General features: G+C 57.2%; 20 protein-coding genes. 12 read left to right on the forward strand and 8 right to left on the reverse strand.

Going from position 1 to position 26,922, the window contains the following annotated elements:
- Positions 1-309: 309 nt before the first annotated feature.
- The 3 genes from QPL94_RS18965 to QPL94_RS18975 are packed head-to-tail and all read right to left on the reverse strand — an operon-like array spanning position 310 to position 3,298.
- Entirely contained in the window at positions 310-1,356 is a 1,047-nt protein-coding gene (locus QPL94_RS18965) for a FecCD family ABC transporter permease (RefSeq protein ID WP_285359490.1), read from the reverse strand.
- Positions 1,353-2,357 (reverse strand): FecCD family ABC transporter permease, encoded by a 1,005-nt coding sequence (locus tag QPL94_RS18970; protein ID WP_285359491.1) that lies wholly within the window; start codon positions 2,355-2,357, stop codon positions 1,353-1,355. Before QPL94_RS18970 ends, QPL94_RS18965 begins: the two co-directional genes overlap by 4 nt.
- The gene (locus QPL94_RS18975; protein WP_285359492.1) at positions 2,351-3,298 is read right to left on the reverse strand and encodes an ABC transporter substrate-binding protein; all 948 of its coding nucleotides are present in this window, start codon (positions 3,296-3,298) and stop codon (positions 2,351-2,353) included. Before QPL94_RS18975 ends, QPL94_RS18970 begins: the two co-directional genes overlap by 7 nt.
- 96 nt (positions 3,299-3,394) lie before the next feature.
- Here QPL94_RS18975 and QPL94_RS18980 point away from each other — a divergent pair, with 96 nt between their 5' ends.
- Positions 3,395-4,261, forward strand: coding sequence for an ABC transporter ATP-binding protein (locus tag QPL94_RS18980; RefSeq protein WP_285359493.1), 867 nt, complete (start codon positions 3,395-3,397; stop codon positions 4,259-4,261).
- Positions 4,262-4,524: 263 nt separating this feature from the next.
- On the opposite strand, the gene QPL94_RS18985 is transcribed toward QPL94_RS18980, so the two are convergent.
- Complete coding sequence (locus tag QPL94_RS18985; RefSeq protein ID WP_285359494.1) at positions 4,525-6,612, reverse strand: TonB-dependent receptor; 2,088 nt, start codon at positions 6,610-6,612, stop codon at positions 4,525-4,527.
- 213 nt (positions 6,613-6,825) lie between these two features.
- Here QPL94_RS18985 and sbnA point away from each other — a divergent pair, with 213 nt between their 5' ends.
- From sbnA to QPL94_RS19020, 7 genes are read left to right on the forward strand one after another with little or no spacing between them, the layout of a single operon-like run.
- The gene (gene sbnA / locus QPL94_RS18990) at positions 6,826-7,815 is read left to right on the forward strand and encodes a 2,3-diaminopropionate biosynthesis protein SbnA (RefSeq protein WP_285359495.1); all 990 of its coding nucleotides are present in this window, start codon (positions 6,826-6,828) and stop codon (positions 7,813-7,815) included.
- A gap of 22 nt (positions 7,816-7,837) precedes the next feature.
- The gene (gene sbnB, locus QPL94_RS18995; RefSeq protein WP_285359496.1) at positions 7,838-8,851 is read left to right on the forward strand and encodes a 2,3-diaminopropionate biosynthesis protein SbnB; all 1,014 of its coding nucleotides are present in this window, start codon (positions 7,838-7,840) and stop codon (positions 8,849-8,851) included.
- Between the two features lie 10 nt (positions 8,852-8,861).
- The gene (locus QPL94_RS19000) at positions 8,862-10,610 is read left to right on the forward strand and encodes an IucA/IucC family siderophore biosynthesis protein (protein ID WP_285359497.1); all 1,749 of its coding nucleotides are present in this window, start codon (positions 8,862-8,864) and stop codon (positions 10,608-10,610) included.
- Positions 10,594-11,793, forward strand: a complete 1,200-nt coding sequence (locus tag QPL94_RS19005) for an MFS transporter (RefSeq protein WP_285359498.1) — start codon at positions 10,594-10,596, stop codon at positions 11,791-11,793. Before QPL94_RS19000 ends, QPL94_RS19005 begins: the two co-directional genes overlap by 17 nt.
- On the forward strand, positions 11,790-15,308 hold the full coding sequence (locus tag QPL94_RS19010) for an IucA/IucC family protein (RefSeq protein ID WP_285359499.1): 3,519 nt from the start codon (positions 11,790-11,792) through the stop codon (positions 15,306-15,308). Before QPL94_RS19005 ends, QPL94_RS19010 begins: the two co-directional genes overlap by 4 nt.
- Position 15,309: 1 nt before the next feature.
- Positions 15,310-16,071 (forward strand): HpcH/HpaI aldolase family protein, encoded by a 762-nt coding sequence (locus tag QPL94_RS19015; RefSeq protein ID WP_285359500.1) that lies wholly within the window; start codon positions 15,310-15,312, stop codon positions 16,069-16,071.
- Between the two features lie 2 nt (positions 16,072-16,073).
- Positions 16,074-17,300: a type III PLP-dependent enzyme gene (locus QPL94_RS19020; protein WP_285359501.1), complete on the forward strand. Its 1,227-nt coding sequence runs from the start codon at positions 16,074-16,076 to the stop codon at positions 17,298-17,300.
- Positions 17,301-17,900: 600 nt separating this feature from the next.
- Here QPL94_RS19020 and QPL94_RS19025 read toward each other — a convergent pair.
- Positions 17,901-18,137: a helix-turn-helix domain-containing protein gene (locus tag QPL94_RS19025; protein WP_153741779.1), complete on the reverse strand. Its 237-nt coding sequence runs from the start codon at positions 18,135-18,137 to the stop codon at positions 17,901-17,903.
- Between the two features lie 153 nt (positions 18,138-18,290).
- Here QPL94_RS19025 and QPL94_RS21445 point away from each other — a divergent pair, with 153 nt between their 5' ends.
- The 4 genes from QPL94_RS21445 (at position 18,291) to QPL94_RS19040 (ending at position 20,712) form a co-directional block, all read left to right on the forward strand.
- Positions 18,291-18,530: a hypothetical protein gene (locus tag QPL94_RS21445; RefSeq protein ID WP_350310656.1), complete on the forward strand. Its 240-nt coding sequence runs from the start codon at positions 18,291-18,293 to the stop codon at positions 18,528-18,530.
- Entirely contained in the window at positions 18,523-19,731 is a 1,209-nt protein-coding gene (locus QPL94_RS19030; protein ID WP_285359502.1) for an Arm DNA-binding domain-containing protein, read from the forward strand. The genes QPL94_RS21445 and QPL94_RS19030 overlap by 8 nt, the downstream gene beginning before the upstream one ends.
- Before the next feature lie 276 nt (positions 19,732-20,007).
- A complete protein-coding gene (locus QPL94_RS19035) occupies positions 20,008-20,286 on the forward strand; it encodes a hypothetical protein (RefSeq protein ID WP_199448142.1) in 279 nt (92 codons plus the stop codon).
- Positions 20,287-20,340: 54 nt separating this feature from the next.
- A complete protein-coding gene (locus QPL94_RS19040; RefSeq protein WP_285359503.1) occupies positions 20,341-20,712 on the forward strand; it encodes a helix-turn-helix domain-containing protein in 372 nt (123 codons plus the stop codon).
- On the opposite strand, the gene QPL94_RS19045 is transcribed toward QPL94_RS19040, so the two are convergent.
- The 3 genes from QPL94_RS19045 to QPL94_RS19055 are packed head-to-tail and all read right to left on the reverse strand — an operon-like array spanning position 20,709 to position 26,922.
- The gene (locus QPL94_RS19045) at positions 20,709-23,993 is read right to left on the reverse strand and encodes a site-specific integrase (protein WP_285359504.1); all 3,285 of its coding nucleotides are present in this window, start codon (positions 23,991-23,993) and stop codon (positions 20,709-20,711) included. The genes QPL94_RS19040 and QPL94_RS19045 overlap by 4 nt on opposite strands.
- Entirely contained in the window at positions 23,990-26,347 is a 2,358-nt protein-coding gene (locus QPL94_RS19050; RefSeq protein WP_285359505.1) for a hypothetical protein, read from the reverse strand. Before QPL94_RS19050 ends, QPL94_RS19045 begins: the two co-directional genes overlap by 4 nt.
- Positions 26,344-26,922, reverse strand: coding sequence for a hypothetical protein (locus QPL94_RS19055; RefSeq protein ID WP_285359506.1), 579 nt, complete (start codon positions 26,920-26,922; stop codon positions 26,344-26,346). The genes QPL94_RS19050 and QPL94_RS19055 overlap by 4 nt, the downstream gene beginning before the upstream one ends.

Genomic DNA, 26,922 nt, shown 5'->3' on the forward strand with positions numbered 1-26,922 from the left:
CGCATAAGTTAAAGCACATACAGTGTATCAAAAGGTTCATCAGGTTGGATTGGTCGCAAAGCGAACATTCAGGCGGATAGACCAACACTTTCCCCCGGGAGAAATTCCGCCTCTTTTTCGAAAGATCCGCAGCAACGGGGCAGAACCCTTACATCTCAACTGCCCAACCCAGTCCATAGTTCGGTCGCAAAGCGAATGTTCAGTTTGTGCAACAAGGCTTGGGCTCAGCCACCTCGGATCGGCAGCGGAAAATGGGTCTGTCGGCTGGCCTGCTCCCCTCTGGCTTAACCGTTTTCAGCTTAGTAATGTTCATCCCAGATCACGCCTGAGCCGGTAAAGCAGGTATACGAAAAAAGGTGCGCCAATACCCGCCACAAATATACCCGCAGGCAGGTCCCTGGGTATAAAGGCCACCCGCCCGATCCAGTCCGCATACAGCAGAATCAGTGCACCGATTAGCGTCGCTATCGGTAGCAGACCCGTGTGCCCGCTGGTAACCAGCCGCCTTGCCATATGGGGTGCAATCAGGCCAATGAAACCGACCGCCCCGGCATAGGCCACCGCGGAACCGGCCAGTGCAACTGCCAACACCAGGAACAGCAGTCGATGACCCTGCAATGCGCTGCCCAGGCCCAGAGCCATGTCTTCCCCCATGGACTGGGCGTCGAGGTGTCGCAGTTTGATCAGTGCGAGGGGCCAGCAAACCATCAGCCAGGGTGCCAGGGCTGTTACGTCGTGCCATTGTGAGGCATAGAGGCTTCCCGTCAGCCAGATATAGGCGTTCATGGCGGTGGAGTCGGGGCTCAGTACCAGCAGGAGGGTGGTAACCGCAGTCAGTGCGGCGGCCAGCCCGACACCCACCAGCACCAGTCTGGCGGGACTGATACCCTGGTGCCAGGCCAGGGCCGAAATACACAGGGCCACGGCGAAAGCACCGCCCATGGCAACCGGCGCCAGTAGCAATGAGGTGCCGGTGGCGCCACCCAGCCAGAGAAACAGCACTGCCGCCGCAGACGCCCCGCTGGTGATGCCGATAACATCCGGAGAGGCCAGCGGGTTTCTTACCAGGCCCTGCAGGATCAGGCCGGCGGAACCCAGTGCGCCGCCCACCAGGATGGCCATGATCACCCTCGGCAGACGGATTTCCAGAATGATCAGTGCCAGCTCCGACTGGGCCGGGTTGGCCAACGTGCCGAGCACGTCCTCAAACGACGTCGGATGACTGCCGGAGGCCAGGGCCAGGACACTGCTGATGGCCAGCAGCACTGCCAGCGTCAGGGTGACCACCAGAACTCTGACATTTAGCTTTACCGACCAGCGGTCACCAGGCGTTCGCAGGACGAGGGAGCGGGTCATGATACTTTCCTCACATGGCGGGCAAGATGGAGGAACAGCGGCGTGCCCAGCAGGGCGGTCATTACCCCTACCGGAACCTCCTGGGGCGGAATGATCATCCGCGCCACGGTATCGGCGGCCAACATAAGTGTGGCGCCGAGTATGGCGGACATGGGTAACAGCCAGCGATGATCGGTGCCGAAAATCCCCCGCGCTATATGCGGCACAATCAGGCCCACAAAACCGATCAGCCCGGCCACGGCAACGGATGTGCCTGCCAGTACTATGACCACGAGGCCGATCAGCAACCGTACTTGGCCTACCCTCAGGCCCAGGCCGCGAGTAACCTCATCGTCCAGTCCCAGCAGGTTCAGTTGCCGGGATAACAGCAGTGCAACCAGCAGGGCCAGGCCGAACATTGGCAGGAGAGGAAGTATGGCATTCAGTTCGCGTCCTGAGACGGACCCTGCCAGCCAGAACAGGATGCTTTCAAAACGGTCCTGGTTGAAGATCAGTAGTCCCTGGGCAAACGACACAAACAGAGCGGTAACGGCGACACCGGCGAGCACCGTCCGTACCGGAGATATGCCGCGCCCGGCTTCCTGGCCCAGGAAGTAAACCAAAAAGGCGGCAGTGGCTGCCCCGATGAAGGCCACCCAGACCAATTCGGAAGGAGAGGTCAGGGAGAAAAGCGTGGCGCCAATCACCACAAAGAACATCGCGCCGGCATTAATGCCCAGAATACCGGGTGAGGCTAGCGGATTGCGGGTGAGTGTCTGCATCAGCACGCCGGCAATGGCCAGGCCGGCGCCTACGATCAGCGCGGTGATGGTGCGTGAGAAACGCTCGGTGCGAACCACCAAGTGCTCCAGGGAACCAGGATCGTAATCGATCAGGCTTGCGGTCAGCATATCCAGCGAGACAGATATGTGGCCAAACACCAGGCTGGAAACTGTTGCCACCAGCAGCAAGCCCAGGCAGAACAGGGTTCCCGACGCTCTTGCCAACAGTGAGGTCAGCATTGTGCACACTCCTGGCGGTCCGGCTGCTCCAGGTTGTAATGCCGGTAAAGTTCATCAAGCATCCGGTTGGCGGCAATTATGCCGGCACCCATGTTCCAGGTCACCGGGTCCACCCGGTAGACGTCATCCTGCCGCACCGCCTGCAGGTTCTTCCAGAGGAGATGGCTGGACCAGGTCTCGTAGGTGCGCCGCACCGCCGGGTCGTCGTCCATGAAGACAAAGATCGCCTCCGCATCCATCGCCGGGATGCTTTCCTGGCTGGTGAGTTTTATGCCCCAACCTTCCTTGCGATGGTCAATCGGAGCGGCAAACCCCAATTCGTCCAGAACGGTACGGGCAAAACCATCGTAGTAGATACGGGCATGGTCGGCGCGAAAACTCAGGATGGCCACTTCCTGGGGCCACTGATCACCCAGTTTGCGCTGGATCCGGGTCCTGAAATCCTCCACCCGTGCCTGCCACTGTGCTAGCAGTGCCTCACCGCGCGCCACACGACCAGTGGCCTTTGCCATCAGCGCAAGCAGTGCCTTGAAGTCGTAGACGTTGCCCGGAATGACCGTGGGGGCGATTCGGTCCAACAACGGGTAGATGGTGCGGTGGCGGTTGCTGGCCCCGACGATCAGGTCCGGCATCAGCCAGGCAATACGTTCCAGGTTCGGCTGGGTTTCAAGCCCGAGGTAGGTGACCTCCTGAAGGTCCTGCCGCAGGTACCGGTACATGGGCTTTTCGGTCCAGGACTCCACCACGCCCACCGGCTCGATGCCCAGTGCCACGGCGGTATCGGTGGCACCCTGGTAGAGGGAAACAACACGCGCAGGATTGCCGTGGATGGTTGCCTTGCCGAAGGCATGCTCTACCACGGTAGCGGAATTGTTGGCGCTGGCTGTCGGCGCCCAGGCCAGACAGGTGGCGACTAGAAAGAAGCCGGCATAGCGGAGCATGGCAAATCCGGGTGATTGATGGTCGGTACGACGTGCCGATTTGATAATGAGAATGGGAGATAATATCATCTGACCATATTCGAAAGCGACGCCAACATGCCCTTAAACCGAGATTCTTCAACTCCGGACTCTGCCGAACTGCCCCGGTTGCGAGGAGAAGCCCTGTCCGCCGGATACAACGGCCGGCAGGTGCTGGCAGATGTGCACTTCACGGTGCAGGACGGCAGCGTCACAGTTCTGCTTGGGCCGAATGGCTCTGGCAAATCCACCCTGCTCAAAACCCTGGCGAGAACCCTGGCTCCCGATGCCGGCAAGGTGATTCTGGATGGCACCGATATCCATCGGCAATCCACCAGGACCGTGGCGCAACGCCTGGGTATATTGCCACAGAGTCCCTCAGCGCCGGACGGCCTGACCGTGAGGGAGCTGGTGGGGCTCGGTCGTTTCCCCTACCAGAGCCTGATGCGCCAGTGGTCCAGGCATGACGAAGCCGCTGTTGAAGAGGCCATGGCCGTGGCCGATGTGGCCGCCTTCGCGGACCGGCCGGTGGATGCCCTCAGTGGCGGGCAGCGCCAGCGTTGCTGGATTGCCATGGTGCTGGCCCAGGAAACGGAGCTGCTGTTGCTGGACGAGCCCACCACCTTCCTCGACCTGAAAGTGCAGGTGGATCTTCTCGAGCTGCTGGTTTCCCTGGCCCACCAACAGGGGCGCACCCTGCTGGTGGTGCTCCACGACCTGAACCTGGCCGCCGCCTATGCCGACCGGCTGGTGATGATGAAAGCGGGTAGGATTCTGCACGATGGCACACCGGAAGCGGTTTTCACGGCCGACAACCTCAAGCAGGTATTCGATCTCGATGCCCAGGTTATCCGTGAGCCTTTGGCGGGTCGCCCGGTTTGTGTGCCGGTCAAGCGTGCGCTTGGAGCGGTTGAAGCTGTCAAACCGTCGGTAGCAACGGTATAGGGGATTCTGTCCCGTTGAGAGTGGGCAGGCGGGCCCCCCGCTGCAACATGAGACGGACGGTATTTTCCTCCACCTTGCTATCGGGATCAGTCTCTGCTGACGCTCGTCCAGTAGTTTACCGAAATATCAGCGCCAGAGTGGCGGTTATCGTAGGATTCGACTGCGCGTGTGCGGCCGCGCGCGTTCGATTGCCAAGTGGTAAAAAGCAACAAGCCGCTTCTTTAGCGGCCTGTTGTGTGGTTTCTCCTATTCCTCTGTTTCGTTTACCAGTCTATCCCGTAGGTCAGCATAACCGTGCGGCCTGGAGCGGTGGTGTATTGAGTGTCAAAGTTGTAGATCTGAGAGATCACCGGGAAGTAGTCTTCGTTCAGCAGGTTGCTGATAGCAAGGGTAACGTCGCCATTACCGGTCCGCCACCGACTGGTGAGGTCCAGCACGGTAAAGGACTCCACTTCACCTACCCCGAATCCGCTGCCGCTGAAACGGTCCCGGTCACCCACCACCATGGCCTGCAGGCGGTTGGTCCAGCGTGCGGTGGTGTCGTGTTCCACGTAGCCAGTTACCTTGAGCGGCGGAATACGGTTGCCTGCCAGGTAGGTGTCGTAACTGCCGTTATCGTCGGAGTCCACCTTGCCTTCCAGCCAGGTGAAGGTACCACCGGTGCTCAGGTCGCTCGTGGGATAGACATTGAATTCCGCCTCGAAACCGTAGATGCGTTCAGGGCTCCTGAGCACCGGGATGGGTTCGTTGGCGTTAGCCGCCGCAAGGCTGGTGCCCAGCTCGGATTCGCTATAAAACAGCGACAGAGCAAGATCGGCGCGATCCCATACCGCCTCGGTACCAAGCTCATAGTTGTCGACAACTTGTGGCTCCGGGCGGATCTGGTCAAGAGAGGTACCTTGCTGGGGCTGGCGCAGGGTGCGGCCAATCTCCGGCACGGTAAAGCCTTGGGAGAAGCTAGCGGTAGCGGCCCAGACATCGTTCACCTGATAGCGGGCTCCGGTATTGAACACGGTTTCGCTGTATTCCAGTTCTCCGCCTTCGACATCCGCACCGAAGACCGTGGTGTAGTCGTCCACCTCAAACCAGAATTTTTCATAACGCACACCAGCGTTGACGGTCCATTTTGAATCCAGTTGGAGCTCCGCCTGCAGGAACGGCGCTACACTGTTCTGGTCCATCTCCGGTACGAAGGTACGGCCGTCTTCCAGCGGCTGAGAGGTGGTTTCCAGCAGGGTATCGAGGCCCCAAAGCAGCTTAGCTCCGGACATCACGTCAAACGGCGTCTCGAAATCGAGGCGTGAGCCAATGCGCTCGGATTCGGTCAGCGACTGGCCGCCACCGGGGTAGAAAGTGGCGAAGTAGCCGAAACGGGTCATGTAGTCGCGATAGTAGAGTTGCGCGCCCAGCGAGGTATCGCCGAACAGTTGGCGGTCACTGTAGGTCAGGTTCACGTTCAGGTTTTCGGTGCCCTGGTCCTTGCCGCCCGGGTCGCCTTTCACGGCGCGAGTCTTACGCTCACCATACACTCCAGGCTCTAGGACATAGTTGGTGTCCTGTTTGATGTCGTAGTAACTGGTGGTCAGTTCCAGCCGTTTGTCAGCATCGAGGTCAAAGCCGAGCTTAGCCAGAAGATCGAACTCACGGGAGTCGGCAATACCGCCCTGACCGTTCGGGTCCGGAGGAATGCGGTCGCCATCGGCGTCGAAGAAATTTGCCCGCTGTTCATAGGAACCGCGGAACTGGTAATCAAAGTCGCCGGAGCCGCCCGTCACGCTCTGGGACAGCCCGAACTGCTCGCTGTCCTTGATATGTTCGGTGGAGAATCCGCCGTTCAGTTCGGTGCGGTAAAGGGGTGCGCCTTTTTCGTTCTTGCGGGTGATGATGTTGATGATACCGCCGGTGCCGCCGAAACCGTACACACCGTTGGAGCCCCGAATCACCTCGATACGCTCAATGGAGGAGGGATCAATGGAGTTCAGGGAATGCAGCCCATCACGAAGACTGATGGTTTGGGGAATGCCGTCAATCAGCACGAACAAATTGCGGCCTCTCAGAGTCTGGGCAACAGTAGTCAGTCCATGAGTAGAGGGCGACAGGCCGGGTACGGTTTTGGCCAGGATGTCGCCGATGTTGCCGCCCAGAGAGGACTGCTCTTCAATGGCGTTTCGGTCAACAACCGTGACGGCACCCGGATTTACATTCAGAGAGTCAAGGCCACGTGTGGCAGTCACTTCAAGCGTACCAAGCGACTTTGGAGCCTGTTCGGCGCCTTCTTGTGCGGTGGCAGTTGTAGCGCACCCAAGCGCGAGGATCATTGAGAGGCGTAGTTTGTTGGTTTGTCGGAGCATTATTGGCACCTAATGGTTTGACTTAATTTAGAATGCGGAATCTAAACTAAATGTAATCGATTATCAATACCATTAAGAATATAACAAGTTCCAGCCGCCGGGTCGGGGTGTTCTCCGCTTCCAACCTCACCAAGCAGCGATACTTGATCACACCCTGTTGCAAATGGTTCTTATTTGCGTTTAGCATTGCCCCCTGCACCTAAGGAGGCGAAAATGATCTACGACAATGTTGCCAGCTGTATAGGAAATACACCGCTCGTCAGGCTCTCACGGGTCTTTGCAGAAAAAAACGTTACCGTTCTCGCAAAGATGGAACTCATGAACCCCGGCGGAAGCATCAAGGACAGACCCGCCAAGTATATGCTGGAAATGGGCATCCAGGCCGGCACGATCAACCACGACAGTCACATCATTGAAAGTTCCTCGGGCAACCTGGCCATTGCCCTGGCCATGATCTGCAAGCTGAAGGGGCTCGAATTCACCGCCGTGGTCGATCCGAAAATCTCCCCGGCCAACCTGAAGATGTTAAGGCTGTACGGCGCCAACGTCGTATCCGTTACGCAAAAGGATGAGAACGACGGTTATCTGCTGACCCGGATCAACACCGTCAAACAGCTCCTCCATTCCATACCCAACTCGGTCTGGATCAACCAGTACGCCAACCCGGACAACTGGCGCAGCCACTATTACGGCGAAGCGCGGGAAATCCTTGGGCAAATCAATCACCAGATCGACTACCTGGTTATAGGCGCGAGCACCTCCGGAACCCTGATGGGGGTGTCCCGCTGCCTGAAAGAAGTATTTCCGGCCATGCGGATCATCGCGGTGGACATCGTCGGCTCCATCCTGTTCGGCGGCAAGTCGGCTCCCCGCGAAATCCCCGGCATTGGTGCCAGCCGGATTCCGGAATTGTTGTCCGCAAACGAAGTGGACCAGGTGGTCTACGTCGACGATTACGAATCCGCCCTGGGCTGTCGTCGTCTGATTGCCGAAGAGGGCATTTTTGCCGGCGGCTCCAGTGGCTCCTCGATCTCGGCGATCGAGAAACTCCTGCCCGAGATACCCGCGGGCAAATGCATCCTGACGCTGTTGCCTGACCGTGGCGATCGCTACCTTGATCTCATTTATAACGAAGAATGGCTTGAAATGGTAAAGCAGCGTCATTTCAAGCAAGCAACCGATACCCACGAAGAAATTGCTTAATCGAACTCCAGGGAACTCATCAATGACCAACACCGCAACACTCCGCTATCTCAGCCAATCCGACCTGAAAGCGCTGGGCGCAGATCACAGTCATGCTTTCATTGAGGCGGTCGAGGAGGGTCTAAGGCTTCACGCCGAGGGCAATTTCGTCCAGCCACTCAAGCCCTACCTGCGCTGGCCCGGGGCCGACCATATTGCCGACCGGATCATTGCCATGCCCTGTTACTTGGGTGGCGAGAACCCCATGGCGGGCATCAAATGGATCGGCTCTCGCCAGCACAACCCCAGCAAACACCAGCTTCCCCGGGCGAGTGCGCTGATCGTCCTCAACGACGCCCAGACCAACTACCCCGTGGCGGTGATGGAAGGCGGCCTGATCAGTGCAATGCGAACCGCGGCCATTACCGGCGTGGCGACCCGATACCTTGCGGCCAGCAACTTTACCGATGTCACGATCATTGGCTGTGGGCCCATCGCACACATGCAGGTGAAAACCCTGCTCGAGCAATACCCGCAGATCCAGACGGTGCACCTGTATGACCTGAACCCAACCGCCGCCGACCACCTGATCAGCGAATTCGCCGCGGACTACGCAAGCACCCGGTTTGTCATCCACGAGTCGGCCAAGTCAGCGGTGGAGCAGGCTGACGTGCTGGTGACCTGTACCGTTTCCGACAAGCCCTATATCCCGTTCGAGTGGATCAAGAAAGGCTGCTTTATTTCCAACATCTCGATCATGGACATCGAGCGTGATGTCTTCCTGAAAGCCGACAAAGTGATCGTCGACGATTGGGACCAGTCCAACCGCGAGAAAAAAGTGATCAATGTGCTGGTGGAAGAGGGCCTGTTCAGCCGTGAGCAGCTGCACGCCGAACTGGGCGAGATTGTTTGCGGCTCGATCCGGGGCCGCGATAACGATGACGAAATCATCCTGCTCAATCCGATGGGCATGGCCATTGACGACATCGTGTGCGCGCGCTGGTTCTACCAGGCCGCCGAAAACAACAACGCGGGCACTGAACTCCCCTTGTTCTAGGAAGACGACAATGCGGCGGCAGCTTTATACCGACCAACTGCAAAAACTAATCGATGCCCTGTTCATGGAGGATTTCAATGGCGCCTGTAGCCACATGCATTGTACCGGCTCATTCCTTTCCATCACTCTGGACCGTACCACCCGCCTGGAACTGGCGTGTTCCAGGCGGGAAGGGCTCAGGCCCTACCGGCTTTGGGACGACGAAGTCTTCCTTTACCGTGACCGACAGCGCAGCCGGCTGAACGCTCGGCTCCTCATGGCCCATCTGGTCGAGGCCTCGTGGTGGCCGGCCACCAATCGGGCGGAAGCGGTGCAGTGGTGGGAGGAGTGTTTCGATTTCATCGACGGCCTTCCCCACCTGCTCCGACTCGCCACCAACCGGGGCCATTCGACCCTGACTGCCAGCGAATACCTGGCGATGGCCGCAGATCGACCGTTCCATCCCTTTGCCCATGCAAAAGGGGAGCTTGCGGCCCTGGTGTCGCCAACGGAAGCCCAGGACCCTTGCCTCCCTCACCTCCTTCGCCTCCGCTGGTGGGCCTTTAACCCGGACCACCTGATGACCCGGCAGGCAGCGCAGCCCGCGGAGTTGTTGCTGGCCAGTGCCGAACTGGCCAGCCTCAACCACCAGCTTAAAACCCTGGCGCCGGGGCACGTCGCCCTGCCGATGCTACCAAGCCAGCACGCGGCGTTGCTGTCAACTGCCGCCGGGGTGGATGCCGCAGACCTGCGGTTCTCATCGCCGACGGGACAGCCGACCTCGTCCCTGCGAACCCTGATCAGCGGAAGCGATGAGTATTTGCACCTGAAGCTTTCCACCAGCGCCCGGACCCTCGGGGCCATCCGTTCGATGCCCCCACGGTACCTTGTCAACAGTGACCAGGCCCACCAACTGCTGAAACGCATCCTGGCGCAGCACACCGAGTTGGCGCGAACCGTGGCGCTGTGCGACGAAAGCCACTGGTGGGTCGTGGGGCGGGAACAGGACATGATCAGCAATCCGGGGCTGTTCGGCTGCCAGCTGCGTTATTTGCCGCGGGCTGCTGGAGCCCAACCGGACCAACTGATCACCTTGTCCGCGCTGGGCTTCGCCCATGCACCGGTGTGGCAGCAACTGCTCGGCGATGACATCGAGCCCTGGCAGGCGGTCAAGGAACTGACCGCCCAGTTCATCCGGACCTTCCTGACCTTGTGGTGCCAGGGCGTTATGCCGGAATGTCATGGTCAGAACCTGCTCGCCCGCTATCAGGGCAAACGGCTTAGCGGCTTCGTGTTGCGGGACCACGACACCCTGAGAATTTGTCCAACCCGGCTCAAGCAGCAAGGGCTGCCATTGCCCGACTACCAGATCGACTGGGGCACGCCCAACTCGCTGGTGCTGGGGTCAGACGAACGGCTACTGGCGTATTTCACAACCCTGGGGCTACAGGTCACCTTGTACCCCATTGCCCTGGCGACAGTTAATCACGGCAACCACAGTGAAACGGACTTTTGGAACTGGGTGCGGGTGTGCCTTGAAGAGTACGCCGCAACACTGGCCGATAAGCAACTGAAACAGGTCCTGTGCAAATTCTTGCTGGACGCCGAGGTATGGCCATTCAAGCAATTGCTCACGCCGCTGTTAAATCAACAGGCTGCTTCAACAGGGATGCCAAGCGCCATGGGACACATCCACAACCCGCTGCTTACCTCCCGGCCAAACGCTCTCCCAGCCGAACAGGACTTAACGCAAGCTCGGGACCATGAAACCACAACCTAACGTTTTCACACTGCTGTTTTGCTGCCAGTTCCTGGCCACCTTCGGCTTGATGGTGCTGGTGCCGGTCATGCCCCTGTACCTGGAGAAGCTGACCACCAGCACCAACGCATCGGCGGCCTGGGCGAGCGTCGCCCTGGCGGCTCCCGCCATAGGCGGGCTGCTGACAGCGCCAGTGGTCGGACGCCTAGCGGACCGCTGGGGTTACCGGACGGTGCTGTTTCTCGCCCTGGCCGGCTTTTGCCTTTCGCTGGTGCTGATGTCGACAGCCGGTAACCTGGTGCTCTTCCTGTTTGCCCGGGTGTTACTGGGGCTGTGTGGTATCTCAGTGGCCATCATGGCTTACACCAGCCATACCACGGGTTTGCCAGGGGCCGGGCTGTCCAGGGGCGTGGCCCTGGGAAAACTGCAGAGTGCCCAGGCGGCTGCCTGTCTCAGTGGCCCCCTGCTTGGCGGGCTCTTCATGGACCTGTGGGGGATGGAGCTGCTGCTAAACCTGACAGCAGCCGTGACCTGCGTTGCCCTGGTCGTGGCGGCGACGCTGCTCCGTGAAGTGCCCGGGACAACTGGCAGCGACCACGGCACGCCATTGCCCAAGCGGTGGTACTGGCAACGGCGCCACCTCTCCTGGCTCGCCGCTGGCACCCTGGCACAGGGCGGGGCCTTTGCCCTGGTCACCTGTTTTGCGCTTTATATTCGTGAGCTCGGCCCCCAGGCGTTCCCCACCGCAACCACAACCGGCGTGCTGCACGCCCTGGCCTGGGCCTCCACCTTCCTTGCCGGCAGCTACTGGGGCAGGCGCAATGACCAGGGCCAGGCCAGCGACAGCTTCATCCTTGCGTCGGCCGGGTGCGGCGCCGCCATCCTGGCACTGATCTGGGTGGACAGCCTTTGGCTGGTTGCGCTGCTGCGCCTTGCACAGGGGTTCTTCTTCGCCGCTCTGATCCAGTCGGTCATGTACAGCGTGAGCGACCAAGTGGCACCGGGCCAGCAAGGGCAGGCCATAGGGACCGCAAAGAGTGCCCTGGTCACCGGCCAGTTGATCGGTCCACTGGTGGCCGCCGCTACCTATTCACTGTTCCAGGCCGCAGGCGCCATGACAGTTACCGCCGGATTCTTCCTGGCTGCCAGCCTCCTGATGACGACCTTCAGATATTCAACCTACCCAGAGGTAACCCACTCATGACGTCGGCCCATGCCCACCATTGGCATTACAAACTCTTCGAACAGTATCTCAATACCTTTTTCAGGGAGACTGGCGTGGATGTTCGCGAGAACCTGCTTTCCCGCCCGGAAGACCTGACCTGGGAAGGGCAACAGGCCACCGACAGTGACCTCTATTTCCGTTACCGGTTTACGGCCCCGGACACCGTCCTGTACGGCAGCCTCAAGCACCTTTCCCTGACCGGCTACCACCGATACGGTCACAGGTTCTGGCTGCAACAAGGCTCCGCGAGTGCTGCCAGCGAACTGACGGACATCCGCCCGCTGCTGCGACTGATCTGTGAGCAACTGGCCCACGATGCCGGTGGCGAAACTGAACGGGTGGCGGCCGCGGCGACACTATACGAGAGCATGTGCAACAGTGTTGATAAGTCACGCTTCTTTCTCGACGCGCGACGCCTCCAGGCCGACGGACCGTCCGTCGTGGATGATTTTACCGCGGCGGAGCAGGGCATGGTGCTCGGGCACCCGTTTCACGTCACCTCGAAAGCCAGTACCGGCCTTTCGGAACAGGATATGAGGCATTACAGCCCTGAACTGGGTGCCTCCTTCAAGCTCCATTACTTCGCGGTGGCACCGGCACTGGTTCAAACCCTGTCGGCTGGGGCCGAGGTCGCCCAACTGATTGACCCGGCCACCCAACGGGAAGCCCGGCAACAGCTGGAGGAACTGGCCGGTCAATACCAACTGGTACCCTGTCACCCCTGGCAGGCCAGCTTCTTGCTGGACCAGGCCGAGGTTCGCCGCAAACTCGAGGAGGGCGACATTATGTCCCTCGGCCCCTTGGGTCAGGTGGCCTGGCCGACGTCCTCGGTCCGCACCGTATGGTTGCCGCAGAGCGGACTGTTCCTGAAACTGTCGCTGGATGTCCGGATCACCAATTTCATTCGCAACAACCCCCTTGATCAGGCCAAGCGCGCCATTGACGCCAGCCGCCTGATCAACCTGATGACCCCGGACGAACGCAGCGAATCCCTCTGCCTGTTGCCGGAACTGGCGGCTCAGACCCTGAAGCTGCCGGGGCTCGAAGCCTCTTTTGGCATCATTTACCGGGCTGGACTGGCCCCCGAGACCCTGGCGCAAACCCGAGTCCTGGGCAGCCTGGTGGAAGAATGCCCGGTGACCGGAGCGCTGCCACTGCGCCATTACCTCCAGCAAGCCGCCCAGGTTGCGGGCACCCCGATAACGCGCGGGTTTGTCTGTGACTGGTGGCAGCAGTACCTCAAGGTGTCGCTGCTTCCCGTACTGGAGTTGTTCGCAAGAATCGGGATCAGCCTCGAGGCCCACCTGCAGAACTGCCTGATGCGATTCGACCAGGGCATTCCGGTGCAACTGGTCGTTCGTGACATGGAAGGTGTCAGTGTGGCGGCGGATTCCCTGCTGGCCGATCGCAGTACCGAGGTACTGCCGGATAGCCCGGTCTGGTATTCCGCGGACGACGCCTGGTTCCGCTTCAAGTACTACGTGGTCGTCAATCACATTGCCCACGTCACCGGGGCCCTCGCCCGGATGTGCCCGGTGACCGAGACCGCGTTGTGGCAGGTGGCGGGGCAGGTTCTGTCCGACGCCGGGCTCTCGGAGCGGGCGCGGCATTACGCCCGCCAGTTGCTCGAAACCAGCCATCTGCCGGCGAAGGCCAACATGCTGAGCACCTTCGCCAAAAGCGGCGAACAACCGTCCTGGGTGGACATTCCGAACCCACTTTGTGACCACCGGCCCACCGGCCTTACCCCGCTGTCTGATACCGGCTTCGAGGCTGCCTACCAGCACGCCGAACAACGGGTCATCACCCAGTTGTTGGAGGCCTTGCTGTTTGAAGGGGTGCTGCCGCACCAGCAGGCACCCAATGGCCTCGGGATACCGATCACAGCAACCTTGAGCTACCAGTGCCAGGCGACGACCAGCTTCAGTTTTGGCCGTATCCGCATCCGGCCAGGGTCGCTGCAACGGATCGAGGCCGGAAAAACCAATATCCCTTCCCTCGGGCAGGTCATGCAGGATCTCTCGCAAGTCATGGAAGCGGACCCCGTGCGCTGGCAGCAGTTCCACGACGAGCTCGCACACACCCTGGTCAAGCACGCCCAGGCGCTGCAGAGTCCGCCGGCCCGCCCCATCCGTGAGGTGTCGTATTTTGAGCAGGAAGCCCGGGTAAGCAATGGCCACCTGTACCACCCCAGCTTCAAGTCCCGGATTGGCTTTGACCTGACCGAAAACCAGCGCTACGGACCCGAACTGTCCAACGGACACACCCTGGTCTGGATTGCGGTGGACCAGGCCCTGACCCGAGTGGGGGTCAGTGGGACGGCCAGCCTGGAGGCCATCCATCGCGAGCAGTTCACAGTTGGGGAATACCAGGCCATTGAGCAGCAAATTCGCACCGCCGGTGGCCAGCCGGACCGAATGGCCCTGATGCCGGTACATCCATGGCAGTGGCAAAAGGTTATCCGCGTCTACTATCAGGCTCAGTTGGCCAGCAACCAGATCATCGAACTGGAAGTGAAGGGGCCGGATTACCTGCCACAGCAATCGATCCGTACCCTGTCCAACATGAGCGACCTGGAGGCACCCTCGGTCAAGCTCGCCATGAGCCTGGTCAATACATCGACCTCCCGGGTACTGGCGCCCCATACCGTCCAGAACGCCGCCCCCATCAGTGACTGGCTGTGGCAACTGGTCCAGGACGATGAGCTGCTGCCGGAGGAACACAAACCCATTATCCTGCGGGAAATCGCCGGCGTAAGCGTGACCCCACCGCAACAGGTCCAGGCGCAATACGGCGCCCTGGCCTGCATCTGGCGCGAGAGTGTGTACCGCTACCTGTCCCCGGGGCAGTCGGCCACACCCATCACCGCCCTGATGCAACTGGACGTTGACCAGCGCCCGGTCATCGACCCGTGGATCGGCAAGCACGGTGTTGACGATTGGGTGACGGCATTGATCGAGCGCGTCTACCTGCCAGTCATGCACATGCTGTGGCACAACGGCACCGCCCTGGAATCCCATGCCCAGAATATGTTGCTGGTCCATGAAGACGGATTGCCCGTCAAGGTGGCGCTTAAGGATTTCCACGATGGCGTGCGTTACAGCCGAGCGCTGCTGGCCAATATCGAGGCCTTGCCCGACCTCACCGACGCTCCCCAGGCCCACGCCCGGGTCAATCCGAACTCGTTCCTTGAAACCGACAACGCCGATGAGCTGCGCGACTTTACCCAGGACGCCCTGTGTTTCGTCAACCTGGCGGAGCTGGCGTGGTTCCTGAGTGAGCACTACGGTCTTTCGGAGCGAAACTTCTGGGCCCTGGCCCGGCGGATCATCCAGCGGTATCAGGCCGACCGTCCGAGCCTAGCTGAGCGTTTCAAGCTGTTCGACTTCTTTGCCGCCGGCATCGATGTCGAGCAGTTGGCCTGTCGCCGCTTCCTGCCGGAAATCAGGCTAAGGACAATGACGGTCGCCAACCCATTGAAGGAGGACAGCTGACGTGACAACGCCATCACTCAAGTCACGAATTCTCACCCGGGACGAGTGCTTCGGACTGTTTTGCTCCATCCCCTCAGCGGTGGCCCTGGAGCAGGTGGCCGCCGCCGGCTATGACTTTATCATTATCGACCTGGAGCATACCCTGATCAGCCCCGAGCAGGTCGAAACCATGATCCTGGCGGCGCGCTCCGCACAGCTGGCGGTGTTGGTACGGGTGCCTCCACAAACGCCGCACCTGGTGGTACAGCTACTGGATGCCGGTGTCGCAGGCATCGTGTTTGCGCGCATTGACGATGCGGAACAGGCCCGGCAGGCGGTGGAACTCTGCCACTACGCGCCCCTTGGCCAGCGAGGGCTAAATGCCACGCGAGCCAGCCGCTACGGCATGGACAGCCTGACCGAGGCCACCCGGCGTGCCGCCACCGAGACCCTTGTCGTGGTCATGGTCGAAAGCAGGCAAGGGCTCGACAACATCGAATCTATCGCTGCAACTGAGGGGGTCGACGTTGTGCTCGAGGGCGCCGCCGACCTGTCCCAGTCCCTGGACCTGACCTGGCAGAGCAGTCATCCACAGGTCCAGGCGGCTGTCGAACAGGTGTGTGTGGCTACCCAGTCCGCCGGCAAGGCCTTTTGTGCCATACCGCGGGAACTGGACGATATGAAGCGCTGGCGCGAGAAGCGCGTGTCGCTTTTTGTGATCGGTGACGACCGGGGCGTGATGCGCCGGGCCCACCTGGCCCACCTGGCAGCCCATAAGGAGTAACAATGACGGTTCCTTTTTCTTTGACGCCACTGCTGCAGTACATCGAGCAACAGCACGAGCCGATCTGCGCCTACTATTACGACCTGGATTACCTGGCGCAGCGAGCCCGATGGATCAGCGAAAACCTGCCGCAACGGGTCCATTTCTACTACGCCATCAAGGCCAATTCCGACGCCCCGGTGCTGACAACCCTGGCGCCCGATGTACATGGCTTTGAAGTGGCCTCGCTGGGCGAGATCCACAGGGTTCGCCAGGCGAGTCCCGGCACCCCCATCGCCTTCGGCGGGCCTGGAAAAACCCAGGTGGAACTGCAGGGCGCCATTGAGGCTGACGTGGAGCTCTACCATATTGAGAGCGAGCTGCAACTGGTACGCCTGAACGCCCTCGCAGCCAAGTCGGGCAAGGTGGTGAAGGTGCTGCTCCGGGTCAATCCACGGTTTGACCTGCCGGATGCCACCTTGAAGATGGCCGGCAAACCCACGCAGTTCGGCATCGACCAGGACCGGATTTGCGATGTCCTTGACTCGTTGCCGGGCTATTCCCACCTCCGGTGCGTTGGTTTCCACTTCCATGCCCTCTCCAACAACCTTGATGCCAGGAGCCATCTGCTGCTGGTTCAAAGCTACGTTGAAGTGGCACGATCATGGCAGCGGGCTTACGGTCTGGACATCAAGGTGCTGAACATCGGTGGTGGCATAGGCATCAACTATACGCCGGGCGGAGCCCAGTTTGACTGGCCCTACTATTGCCAGGAACTGGAGCGGTACCTGGATAGCCGGGATTTCGACTTTTCGTTAGCCATGGAGTGCGGGCGGTTCGTCACCGCAACAATGGGCTGCTACGTTACCGAAGTCACCGACATCAAAGTCAACCATGGCGAGAACTTCGCCATCCTTCGTGGCGGCACTCACCATTTCCGCTTGCCCTCCTCCTGGCAGCACAACCATCCGTTCCAGGTGATACCGGTTGAGCAATGGTCCTGGCCCTGCCCGCGGCCCGGCGTTTCCCAGCAAAAGATTACCCTGTGTGGAGAACTCTGTACCCCGAAGGACGTGCTGGCAAAGCAGGTCAAGGTGGACCAGTTGCGGGTCGGCGACCTGGTGCTGTTTGACATGGCCGGAGCCTACGGCTGGCATATTTCCCACCACGACTTCCTGAGCCATCCACATCCCCATCGGATTTATTATCACGACAACCAATTACGCCTCACTGACGAAGTGGGACCCTAATGACAAGTCCTTTGTGGACCCAGAGTTGATCGCCACGATCTTGATCCGGAGCTGCTAATAGCGTTGTTTCGAATGCGGCATCCTTGGGGCTTGGAGCCAAACGGATTTGACCTCCCATTTGCGTAACTATCGTTTAGCAAATAGACAAGCCAATACCGAGACCCGAGCTCTCCACACCTGGGCTGAATGGATCAAAAAGCGTTCGTCACCTATCATCCGTTCACATAATTCCGAAAACACTAAATGTAAAAACAGTCAAAACATCAATCATTTAATTAGTGAACATAGCAGCTTAAATGGGTGGTCCGAGACGTTACGCGAATAGACACGAGAGGACGGCGATACTCCGACCTCAAAAAATTCCGTTTTTCTCGACTTCAGGTGGGCTGCTAAGGGTCGGCAAAGACATGGCCGCCGTCGGTATTATGATTGCCGCGAATGTTCGCTTCTGTTTAATAGCAAACAATTCATGAGACCCTGAGCTAAAGAAACCATCACTAAATTGTTCGAACTGGGAGGTGCGTGGCAATACGTGGAGCTCGAATCACTTCTGGAAAACGAGAGCAAAAAGCCACGAAGCCCCTGCCCAGTGGTAAGGAGTCAACTCTCACCCTCAGGATCCTCAACAAACTGCGCCACTTTTTGCAGCTCTACATCGAAGTACATGCAAAGCTTGTCCAAAATTTCGGTCGTTGTGTTGTAGCCGCGTTGGTTCGCTATCTTGGATAGTGTCGTTCTGTGGATACCCGTCTCCCTAGAAACTTCATCCAGCGTAACCCTTCGATTTTCTTGAAATCCTTTCTCGGCAATCAGTTCTTTTAGCCGAAATCTGATCATCGCGCTTGCCCCCTCTTTGCAAGGTCTCAGCTTACCAAAGGCGACGCACAATCACATCTAATGTTGCCCAAGCGCTACAAAAGATGCTTGACAGCGATGTTTTCCGTATTAATATGTAGCTTGTGCGCTACAAAAAGAGGTTAAAAGCTAATTATGTCGACAACCGAATACCTAACAACAGATGAACTTGCTGCGCGAATTCGCTATGACGCCCGAACCATTCGGGAACGTCTAAAGGATTCAGTTCTGATTGAGGGAATTCACTACATCCGCCCCTTTGGTGGACGAAAAATTCTTTACATGTGGGAGCCCATCGAGCGGGACATGGGGGTGCAGTCAGGCCACCAATCTATCGCAATTCCAATGGCTAATGGAGGACGGATGAATGGGTAGTATCCGAGTGCGTGAGTCCACGCAAAAACTGTTTTTTGACTTTCACTATCTGGGTAAGCGGTGTCGCGAGCAAACCGCACTGGAAAACACTGCATCGAACCGTAAAAAGCTCGAAAGCATCCTCAAACGAATAGAGGCAGAAATCACACTGGGTACCTTCGAGTACCACCACTACTTCCCCAACAGCCCGCGAGCAAAGGAGTTCACCAGGCAGGCAGAAGTACAACGAGCCAGGGAAGCACACGACACGCCGTTGTTCGAAGCCTTCTCGAAAGACTGGCTCGACGAAATGAAGATCCAGTGGCGCCAGTCACACATCTCAACAGTGGAGGGAACGTTGAAGAACTACCTCAACCCCTATTTTGGGGAAAAAGAGGTTGGCCGCATCACCAAGAAAGACATTCTCGATTTCCGGGCCTCACTCGCCAAAGTTACAACCCGGAGCGAAAAACATCTTTCAGCCAGTCGTATTAACCGAATCATGACGCCATTGCGCATGATCCTCAGCGAAGCAGCCAACCGATTTGAGTTTAGCTCACCCTATCACGGGATTAAATCACTGAAGGTCCCGCGGACGGATGTCGAGCCATTCAGTATCGATGAGGTCAAACAGATTATCGATACGGTTCGGCCGGACTTCAGAAACTACTACATCGTTCGTTTCTTCACAGGGATGCGCACGGGTGAGATCGACGGGCTCCAATGGGACCACGTGGATTTCAAAAGGCGCCAGATTCTGGTTCGTCAGGCATTGGTTCAGGGACGCCTGGAATACACCAAAAACGATGGTTCCTTCCGCACCATTGAAATGTCCCAACTGGTTGTAGATGCGCTGAACGATCAGAAGAAAGCGACGGGCAAAATGAATTTCGTTTTCTGCACCCGGACCGGTAGCCCGCTGAACCATAACAATATCACCAAGCGGGTTTGGTACCCCCTGCTTCGACACCTGGGCTTACGCAAGCGACGTCCTTATCAAACACGCCACACGGCGGCTACGTTGTGGCTGGCGGCCGGGGAGAACCCGGAGTGGATTGCTCGTCAGATGGGCCACACAACAACTGAAATGCTGTTTCGGGTGTATTCACGGTACGTGCCGAATCTCACTCGACGGGATGGGTCAGCTTTTGAGCGATTGCTTCTTACCGAGTTCGATAGTTCAACCCATGCATCGGCCGAGGAGGTGTTCAATGAGAAGTGAGACATACAGCGACGTTCTCGGGGCTCTGGGAGTTAAGCACTATTTGAACACTGAACTCCAGAGTCTCGCCAGAGCTCTGTGCGTCGATCTGAATCTGGTTCGTGATTCATCCCTGGTGCACGTTCTCGGAGCGGGTGACGAACCGTCAGTCGAAAGGGCTGTCTGTACATGGATCCGTTGGCAGCTGCCAGAGCTTCAGAGACTTGCCAGACCTCAGTTATTAGACGAGCTGAAATTGAGACTGTATCGCCACCTGACCCTTTGGGAGCTAGAACGATGAACGATGTATCACCATTGACCACGCGAATTGTTCGGGCCAAAGCCGAGACGACCGAGTTCATCCATGCCAACGACGGACTGATATGCTGGAAGATAGCCCTCGACCATTATGGGGTGCAGCTTCAAGCATTCTGGTTTCGAGAGCATAGCTCGATGAACCCGCTGCCAATGGATGGCCAAACCGTTTTGGTCCGGCTATCTGAAATGCCCAATCTCCCCGACCCAGTGCTGATCATCGAAGAGCTCTACCCTCTCGGACTGCGTCCGTCGATCTAGGCAACAGACATGGCCGAGACAATGTCCCGGCCATGTCTGAGGACAGGAGAAAACATGTCAGACCAACCCTATTCAAACACTCACCTCACCGTAATCCAGGCAGCCAGTGTTCTCCGCGTCTCCACGAAAACGATCTACCGCATGATCCGTTCGGGACGGCTCGTTTCGATCAAAGATAACACTGGCCGACGACAAATTGATAAGGCTTCAATCATTCAAGCGCTGGACATCCGGGGACAGGGACAGGGACAGGGACAGGGACAGGGACAAACCATCGGCGATGTCCCTGCCCTCCGTCAAGAGGTACTTAGACTTCGGCGCTTTATGCTTCGCATCATTGAACTACACGAACCCTCATCCTTTGCGAAGATTCAGCAGAAGCAGGAACTACTGCGTGATTTTCGTGCTGATGAGGAAAGCCATTAAGAAATTGGGCCCTCCCATTCCAGACCTTTTGGCACATCCCATGGCCCATTAAAGTGAATCACTGCGACCGACAACAAAGCAAATCGAAATGTCGGCCAGAAAAGATTTTGCTCCCGGTTCAATTCACGCGGGGGCCTCACGGAGACACTCAGGTCAACGCCCGAGCTCTTTGCTGCCTCACTGACCTCCGACACTACTTTCACCTGCCGCTTCCTAATTCCCAGATTCCGAACCCATGTTCGCATATACTCTTTTTTTCTCGATTCGGGCACTTTCCTTAGCCTTACATCAATGGAGGATTTCAAGCCCAGAGCTTTAAGACACTCGACGAAACGGACATTCGCCATCTCGCCTTTCACCCTTATTTCGCCTTCGTTTCGGCGAACGGCCTCCAACAGCATCTTGATTGTTTCCAACGCTGTCACGGGTTCCTGATCCAACCATTTAATAAGCGCTTCAAACCACACTGCGCCCGCTTGTCTCGTGACCGGAGTGTTTGGGGGTGATATAAAGAACGGCAATTCAGGCGAGCGTTTCTCGAGCATTTTTGCATCCAGCCCACGACGCACACTCTTATTATCAATCGAAAGCAGTCGCCGCCGGTGCCTGTCGGTTCGCGTTTCATACTTTCCTTTTAGACCCATAAAGAACTGCGCATTGTAATCCCACCGTTCGGCCTCAGAACGAGGTAGGTCAAGCAACGCAGCCGCCTTATGGATAGCTTCAGCATGCCCTACGGAGTCTCTGATTTTGATCTGCTCAGCCAATAATTGGAGTCGATAGGGCAAAAGATAGGACCATGGCGTTGTCGAAGGATCGACATTCACTTTCTGCTTTAGAAGCCTCTCCCGCGGTAGCCATTCACCCTCGGGTGCCTCTTTTGGGTTAACCGTTGAAAATTGCCTAAGTAGATTCTGAGAACCGTCGTAGAAAGAGTATGTTCGCTGCTCACCACTCCGGGTACGAAGCCTTTCAACGGCAACAGGCGTTTTACCAGTCAGTTGGCTTTGCTGAGAAGGACCGAGCCCTTTAACCCGCCATAGCCATGCCAAGCGATCACCTAACATCCAGTCCATTAGATGGCAGTAAGTAGTCAATGTTTGCTGAGGGGATGCGTGGCCGAGCCACTGCGCGCAAAGAAAGATACCTTGAGCCGGATCCGCCAGCCCAGCCTCTTCCCAAAAATAAACACTCTCCCCCGGAGTGAGCCTTTCACCTTCCTCTGTCTTCAGCCAACATGATGGCAATTGGCTATCCGGAAGCATTTCCGTCAGCCGAACGGCAACCAAAGAGGCGAAAGAGTGACGGAGGTGATGAAACCGAAACCCCCGCTCACCAGTTACCTTCCGTAGACAGGCGGTTATTGGATCGAAAATTTTCTTTTGAAGGGCTGGCCAATAGGATATACCCGTCAGCGAAACCAATGGCCGGTTCGTCTTTCCGGGATTCAGTAGGCGCCACCTCTCAAGCACACGTTCGATTAACCGGCACTCAAGACCTAACAGCAATAATTCAGCCGGTAGTTTTCTGGTCGCGGAGTTACTTTTTCCTCGAAAAATTCGGTTGTTGGCGACAACCACTTCAACAAGTTGGCCATTGATCAATCGAAAATCGGAAACCAGCCGGCCCAGAACTTCCTGGCGACGCAATCCCAGCCGATAACCGAGAATTAGCGCCACTTTTCGGAGATCCCTCCAGTCCTGACTGTCGCCAGTTTGATCCACAAGCTCTAACGCTCTTCGGAACTCTATTGGCGAGAGAAAATTGACATCAACCTTAGTATCGCCGCCCTCGTCCAGAATAGTGGCCGGTGGATAGCCCCGCGACTGCATCAGGAAAACGTGAAAGTCCTTAAGCCGTGCTCCGAAGTCCGACCGCCCGGAGGCTGAAACCTGACAGGTTTCATAAAACTCCTCCCAATCGTCCTGTTCCATGGCGTCCGGATCCTCCGCATCGCCCGAGCGAGAGACCAGGTGTGGTCCAATGAGTGTCAGATATGTAAGGACCGAGGACACTTTAAGTTCGTTACCCCACCGGGAGCCATTCTCCAGTATCCAAACGCACCATTCGGTTAAAAGCCGAAGAATCGGAGCCATATCAGACCTTTGAAGAAAAGGATTCAGCCGTTCCACTGCCCTGGTTTTCGAAAACAGTACAGCCCTATCCTCTGACCGCAAGGCCGATAGCAACTGTTTGTATAGCGAGATCTGATCTCTCAATTTCGGAGGCTTAACTAACTTCTCCGGAAGGCTATCAAGTGGAGCAATTTGTTCTTCTGGCTCGAATTTACCGGTCGATTGCTGGATTCTGTTTGTCACAAGACGATGCCAGATATGCTCGGAACAGGAAGGCGCAACGCTTCTGGACTCGGCGTAATGACGCAGAAATCCGGGCAATCGGGAGCATGCCCCCGTTCGAGCCGAGCGAAGGACGCCCTGAAACGAGCGGAACTCAGTCGGCCAGTCACTGGCGGCATAATTTGTGTAGTCTTCTAAAAGCGACGAAGGATGCCTGTCCGGCCACACCCCGCCGAAATTACGACAGAATCGATACAGTAAAAGTTGTGTCGGCGGTGCAAGGAACAACCGCCTTGTCTCGGAGGGCATCTCGCTTTTTTGCGGCGAACGTGGGGATTTATCAATATCGCACGCCCTCAAATCTATCCAAGCGAGATGCTCGAAATAGCTGACGCCTCGACGAATAGCCGGGCCAATGCCGGCTACCCAATAGGTGGATAACAAAAAGTTGTGGGCGACGAGACTGAGAACCAGCTGACCGGCCATCAATCTTTGCCTCAGATCTTCTTCGGTCTCACTAAAATCGGTGTCATCCAACAACAATGCCAAAAGGCTCTCGTATTTGCCCCAGTATTTCACCGTATCCGGTGTCAGGGGCGGCACCTCCACTCGCTCTTTCATCAAGGGACTTGGGGGTGCCAAATCCCAGCCAAGCTCCTTAACGCCTTTGGTCAACCCTCGCTGCAGTAGACGCTGACGATCAAAAAATTCTTCTCCACTTGCGCCTTCACAGACGGTGTCGACCAGCCGCGTAACCTCATCGTCTGCCATGCGGATGTTTTCATAACCCTGGTAGAGTTGCGGGTAGTGCTGTTGGAGCACTGACATGATCGCTCCAAACTCCCGCCGTCTCCTTTTGAAACGAGAAGTCGCACGCTCGAAGGAGCCAAGCTCCTCGCCCGTATTGGAACCAGAACCATTGCGCTTTGGTTTTGGAAGTAAGTCTGTCCATCCCTTCCAACACTCATTACACACGATTGTCATGAAAGTCCTCCCAAAACTTTCCATCCAGTTTCGCTGAGTAGCTCATTGGCTGCTTCCCGAAGTTTCAGGACACCCATGATGGGATCGGCACCGCTGAAACGCCCCATCGGTTCCTGGCCAAGGGTCCAATGACCCATAAACCGGTCAACAGCTGGGCCCGGGATCTGCTTCCGGCGAAGCCCTGCCCTGAGGTAATGGCGGTTGAGATTCAACGGCAGATTGCGGTATGCCCAGCTAAGCGCTGCAGAAAGAGAAGTCGGCGTTAGTCGCTCAGGACGACCATCCTCCGTGAGATAAAAGAAAAAGCCGGTGCTTGCCTGCGGTAAACCAAGAGCCAAAGACCGACTTTTTACAATTTCAGTATGTCGTTCGTATGCGGTTAGCTGTTCCACCAGAATGTCAGCGAGCGCAACCGTCCTGCCATGGCCGTAACCGTCTGTCGTCTTGTCAACGATCAGAAGGGTTGGCCACGCTGGGAAGGCTGGGGCAAGCTTCAGAAATCTTCGATCTTCTATCGGGTCCTTGACAGCCCGATATCCGGTTCCAAACAGCGTCATCATGACGCAGTAGCTGGTAAAGCTGTTATGGAAGCGAATGAAACCTCCTTCACTCTGCATGGCCGCTTCGTCAGCGATAACCCGATTAACGAGGTCGCCAACAAGTGTCTGTAGAGCGGCGGCCGAGGGCGAAAGCCTTGACCCGACAACTTTATCGTCGTCCAACGTTGATGGCGAGGATAGCCAACCGTTCTCGAAATTACTCAGACAAAACGTCTGTCCGATAGCCTTTTGATAGAGCTTGGTCAGTTCCGTTATAGAACGACTGTGGTAATAGATTGAGGCAGACTGCCCCCACGGTGGTTGCTTCCCCGTGATCAGGAACGCATCGGCCAAGTCACCTGTGACCAATCGCAAAAAGACAAAGAGCGAGTTTTCTACCCGATGAAGGGTGAGGGAGGTTCTTTGTTCTTTGTTGATATGCCGCAGAAGTTCTTTCAACTCTTTTTCGAGCTCTCCAGGTTTATACCCCTTAAACAAGGCGACAGAGCGTTTTTTTCCATCGACATTTGGCACAGGCAGTTTGAAGAGCTCAGTCCAGAAGTATCTCGGAAACGGCAAGATCAGCGCGCTCGCATGTTTCCTGAGAACTGATCGCCAGGACCGCTCCGCCCTTTTTTGGGATTCCGGACGTGCTACCCCAGTCGCCCACGCCATTTCCTCTTTGATGAGATACAGATCATGACTTTCCACTGTTTCAGGCAACTGGCTTCTGGTTTGAACCAGCCGAGCATTCAACACGTCCGACAGGGGGCGACCGGTTAGTATGATGAGCGAGATGGCCGACGCGAGAACCGGAGACGCTGAAGACAGAAGTGCGTCCACAAGGTGAATCAGATCGTACGGGGTGAGTTCGCCCCACCGTCCGGGCAGAAGCTGTAATGATCGTCGACAATGAATCGACTTGGAACGTCCGCGCATCATCGCTGCGGCGGTCGAGTCTCCTTTATGCAGTTGAAGATGCTTGTCGCTACGCCGAAGTATCGGCCCTGATGTGAGTTCCGAGGGTGCATTGCCTTCACGAAAATGATCACTTCCCCTAACCTCAACGTCGCTCAATCTTGTTGTTAAAAAATCGACTCCATCTGTATCCACGCACCCGGTGTCCCCTGTCTCTGTGAAGACAGTTTCAATCGACCTTTCGTCTGAATTTTGTTCGATGGTGACACTGGAACTGCGACTTCTTGGTTTTCTATCCTGGAGAAAAGTAGCCAAGAAGTTCTTGATTGGAATGAGGCGCTCGTGCCCGAAATTTTCGTCATCGGGGACGCTGGCCAAAGCGTGCTCCAGTGAATCGTGAAGTTCGGCAAGTGAGTTGGTGCTGGGAGGAAGTTTTCGCTGGCAAGCTTTGGATAGGAGTCGGATAGCACGCCAAACCTCACACAGCCGCGCATGGCACCATGCTTTTTTCTCATCCTCCGTCATGGACTCTGGCAAACTCGACATGGCGACGATTTCCCAGCGTGCCCTTGTGACGATTATGGCGGCAACCAGACATGTGAGTTGGCCAGACACCTTTGGGCGCTGCGCCAGCTCTAAAAGGGCTGCGTGCTGAGGATAGGCCCCCATGAATCCCTTCGGGGCTGATATCCGATTAAACCCATCCTCTGACAGCGAAACCTCCATCGAATTCTTCGCGTCTAGAAAATCTCGCTCAAACGCTTGAAATTTCTGGTCCAGCTGGACCAAAACCGGCCATAGCCGCCAAACGAACGGATAAATTCGCTCGCTGCCCAGGTTGTTTGGTGCCAACTGAAGTGTTTCTTTGAGCGGGGCATCTTGCATCATGGATGTCATAGGGCTTCACCCTCCTCTTCTCCCATTAGCGCTCCGAACTGTGATCTCACCATTTGAGGTTCGGCTTCCTTAGCCCGCCGATTGATACCCGTTAAGGCAGCGAACCCTGACTTCGTCAGTAATTTGGGGGAAATCGATCGTTTATCCTCTTCGTCGACGAGGTTCCAAAACCCCATCAGCGCCGCATGCCCGTGTTTGGATGAGAGGGAGTTCACCAGTAGACCAAGCAATGTGCCCTGGGAGTATAAGCTTGCATAAAGTGCGGACGCAGGGGCTACATCGACAATCCAGACCGGCACACGTTCGGAGCCATCAAGCGCGCCTACAAACTCAAAAGTCCGATGATTGGCAATGACAATAAACTCGCCATCACGTTCGGTCACAACCATCGGCTGTAAAAACGTCAGTAATCGAACTGCATTCACTGAGAGTGAATCAATACTTGAGGTTGGATAAGGTAAGCCCAGGTGAGACAACGCAAGTTCACAGTTGGGCGCTTCCGCGGACTTCAATTGACGAACAAGAATATTTTTCTTTCTGAACGGAGGTGCGCTATGAGATTCGAGAAATGACAT

It is taken from the genome of Marinobacter sp. SS13-12 (genome assembly GCF_030227115.1).
In the GTDB taxonomy this organism is placed as follows: domain Bacteria; phylum Pseudomonadota; class Gammaproteobacteria; order Pseudomonadales; family Oleiphilaceae; genus Marinobacter.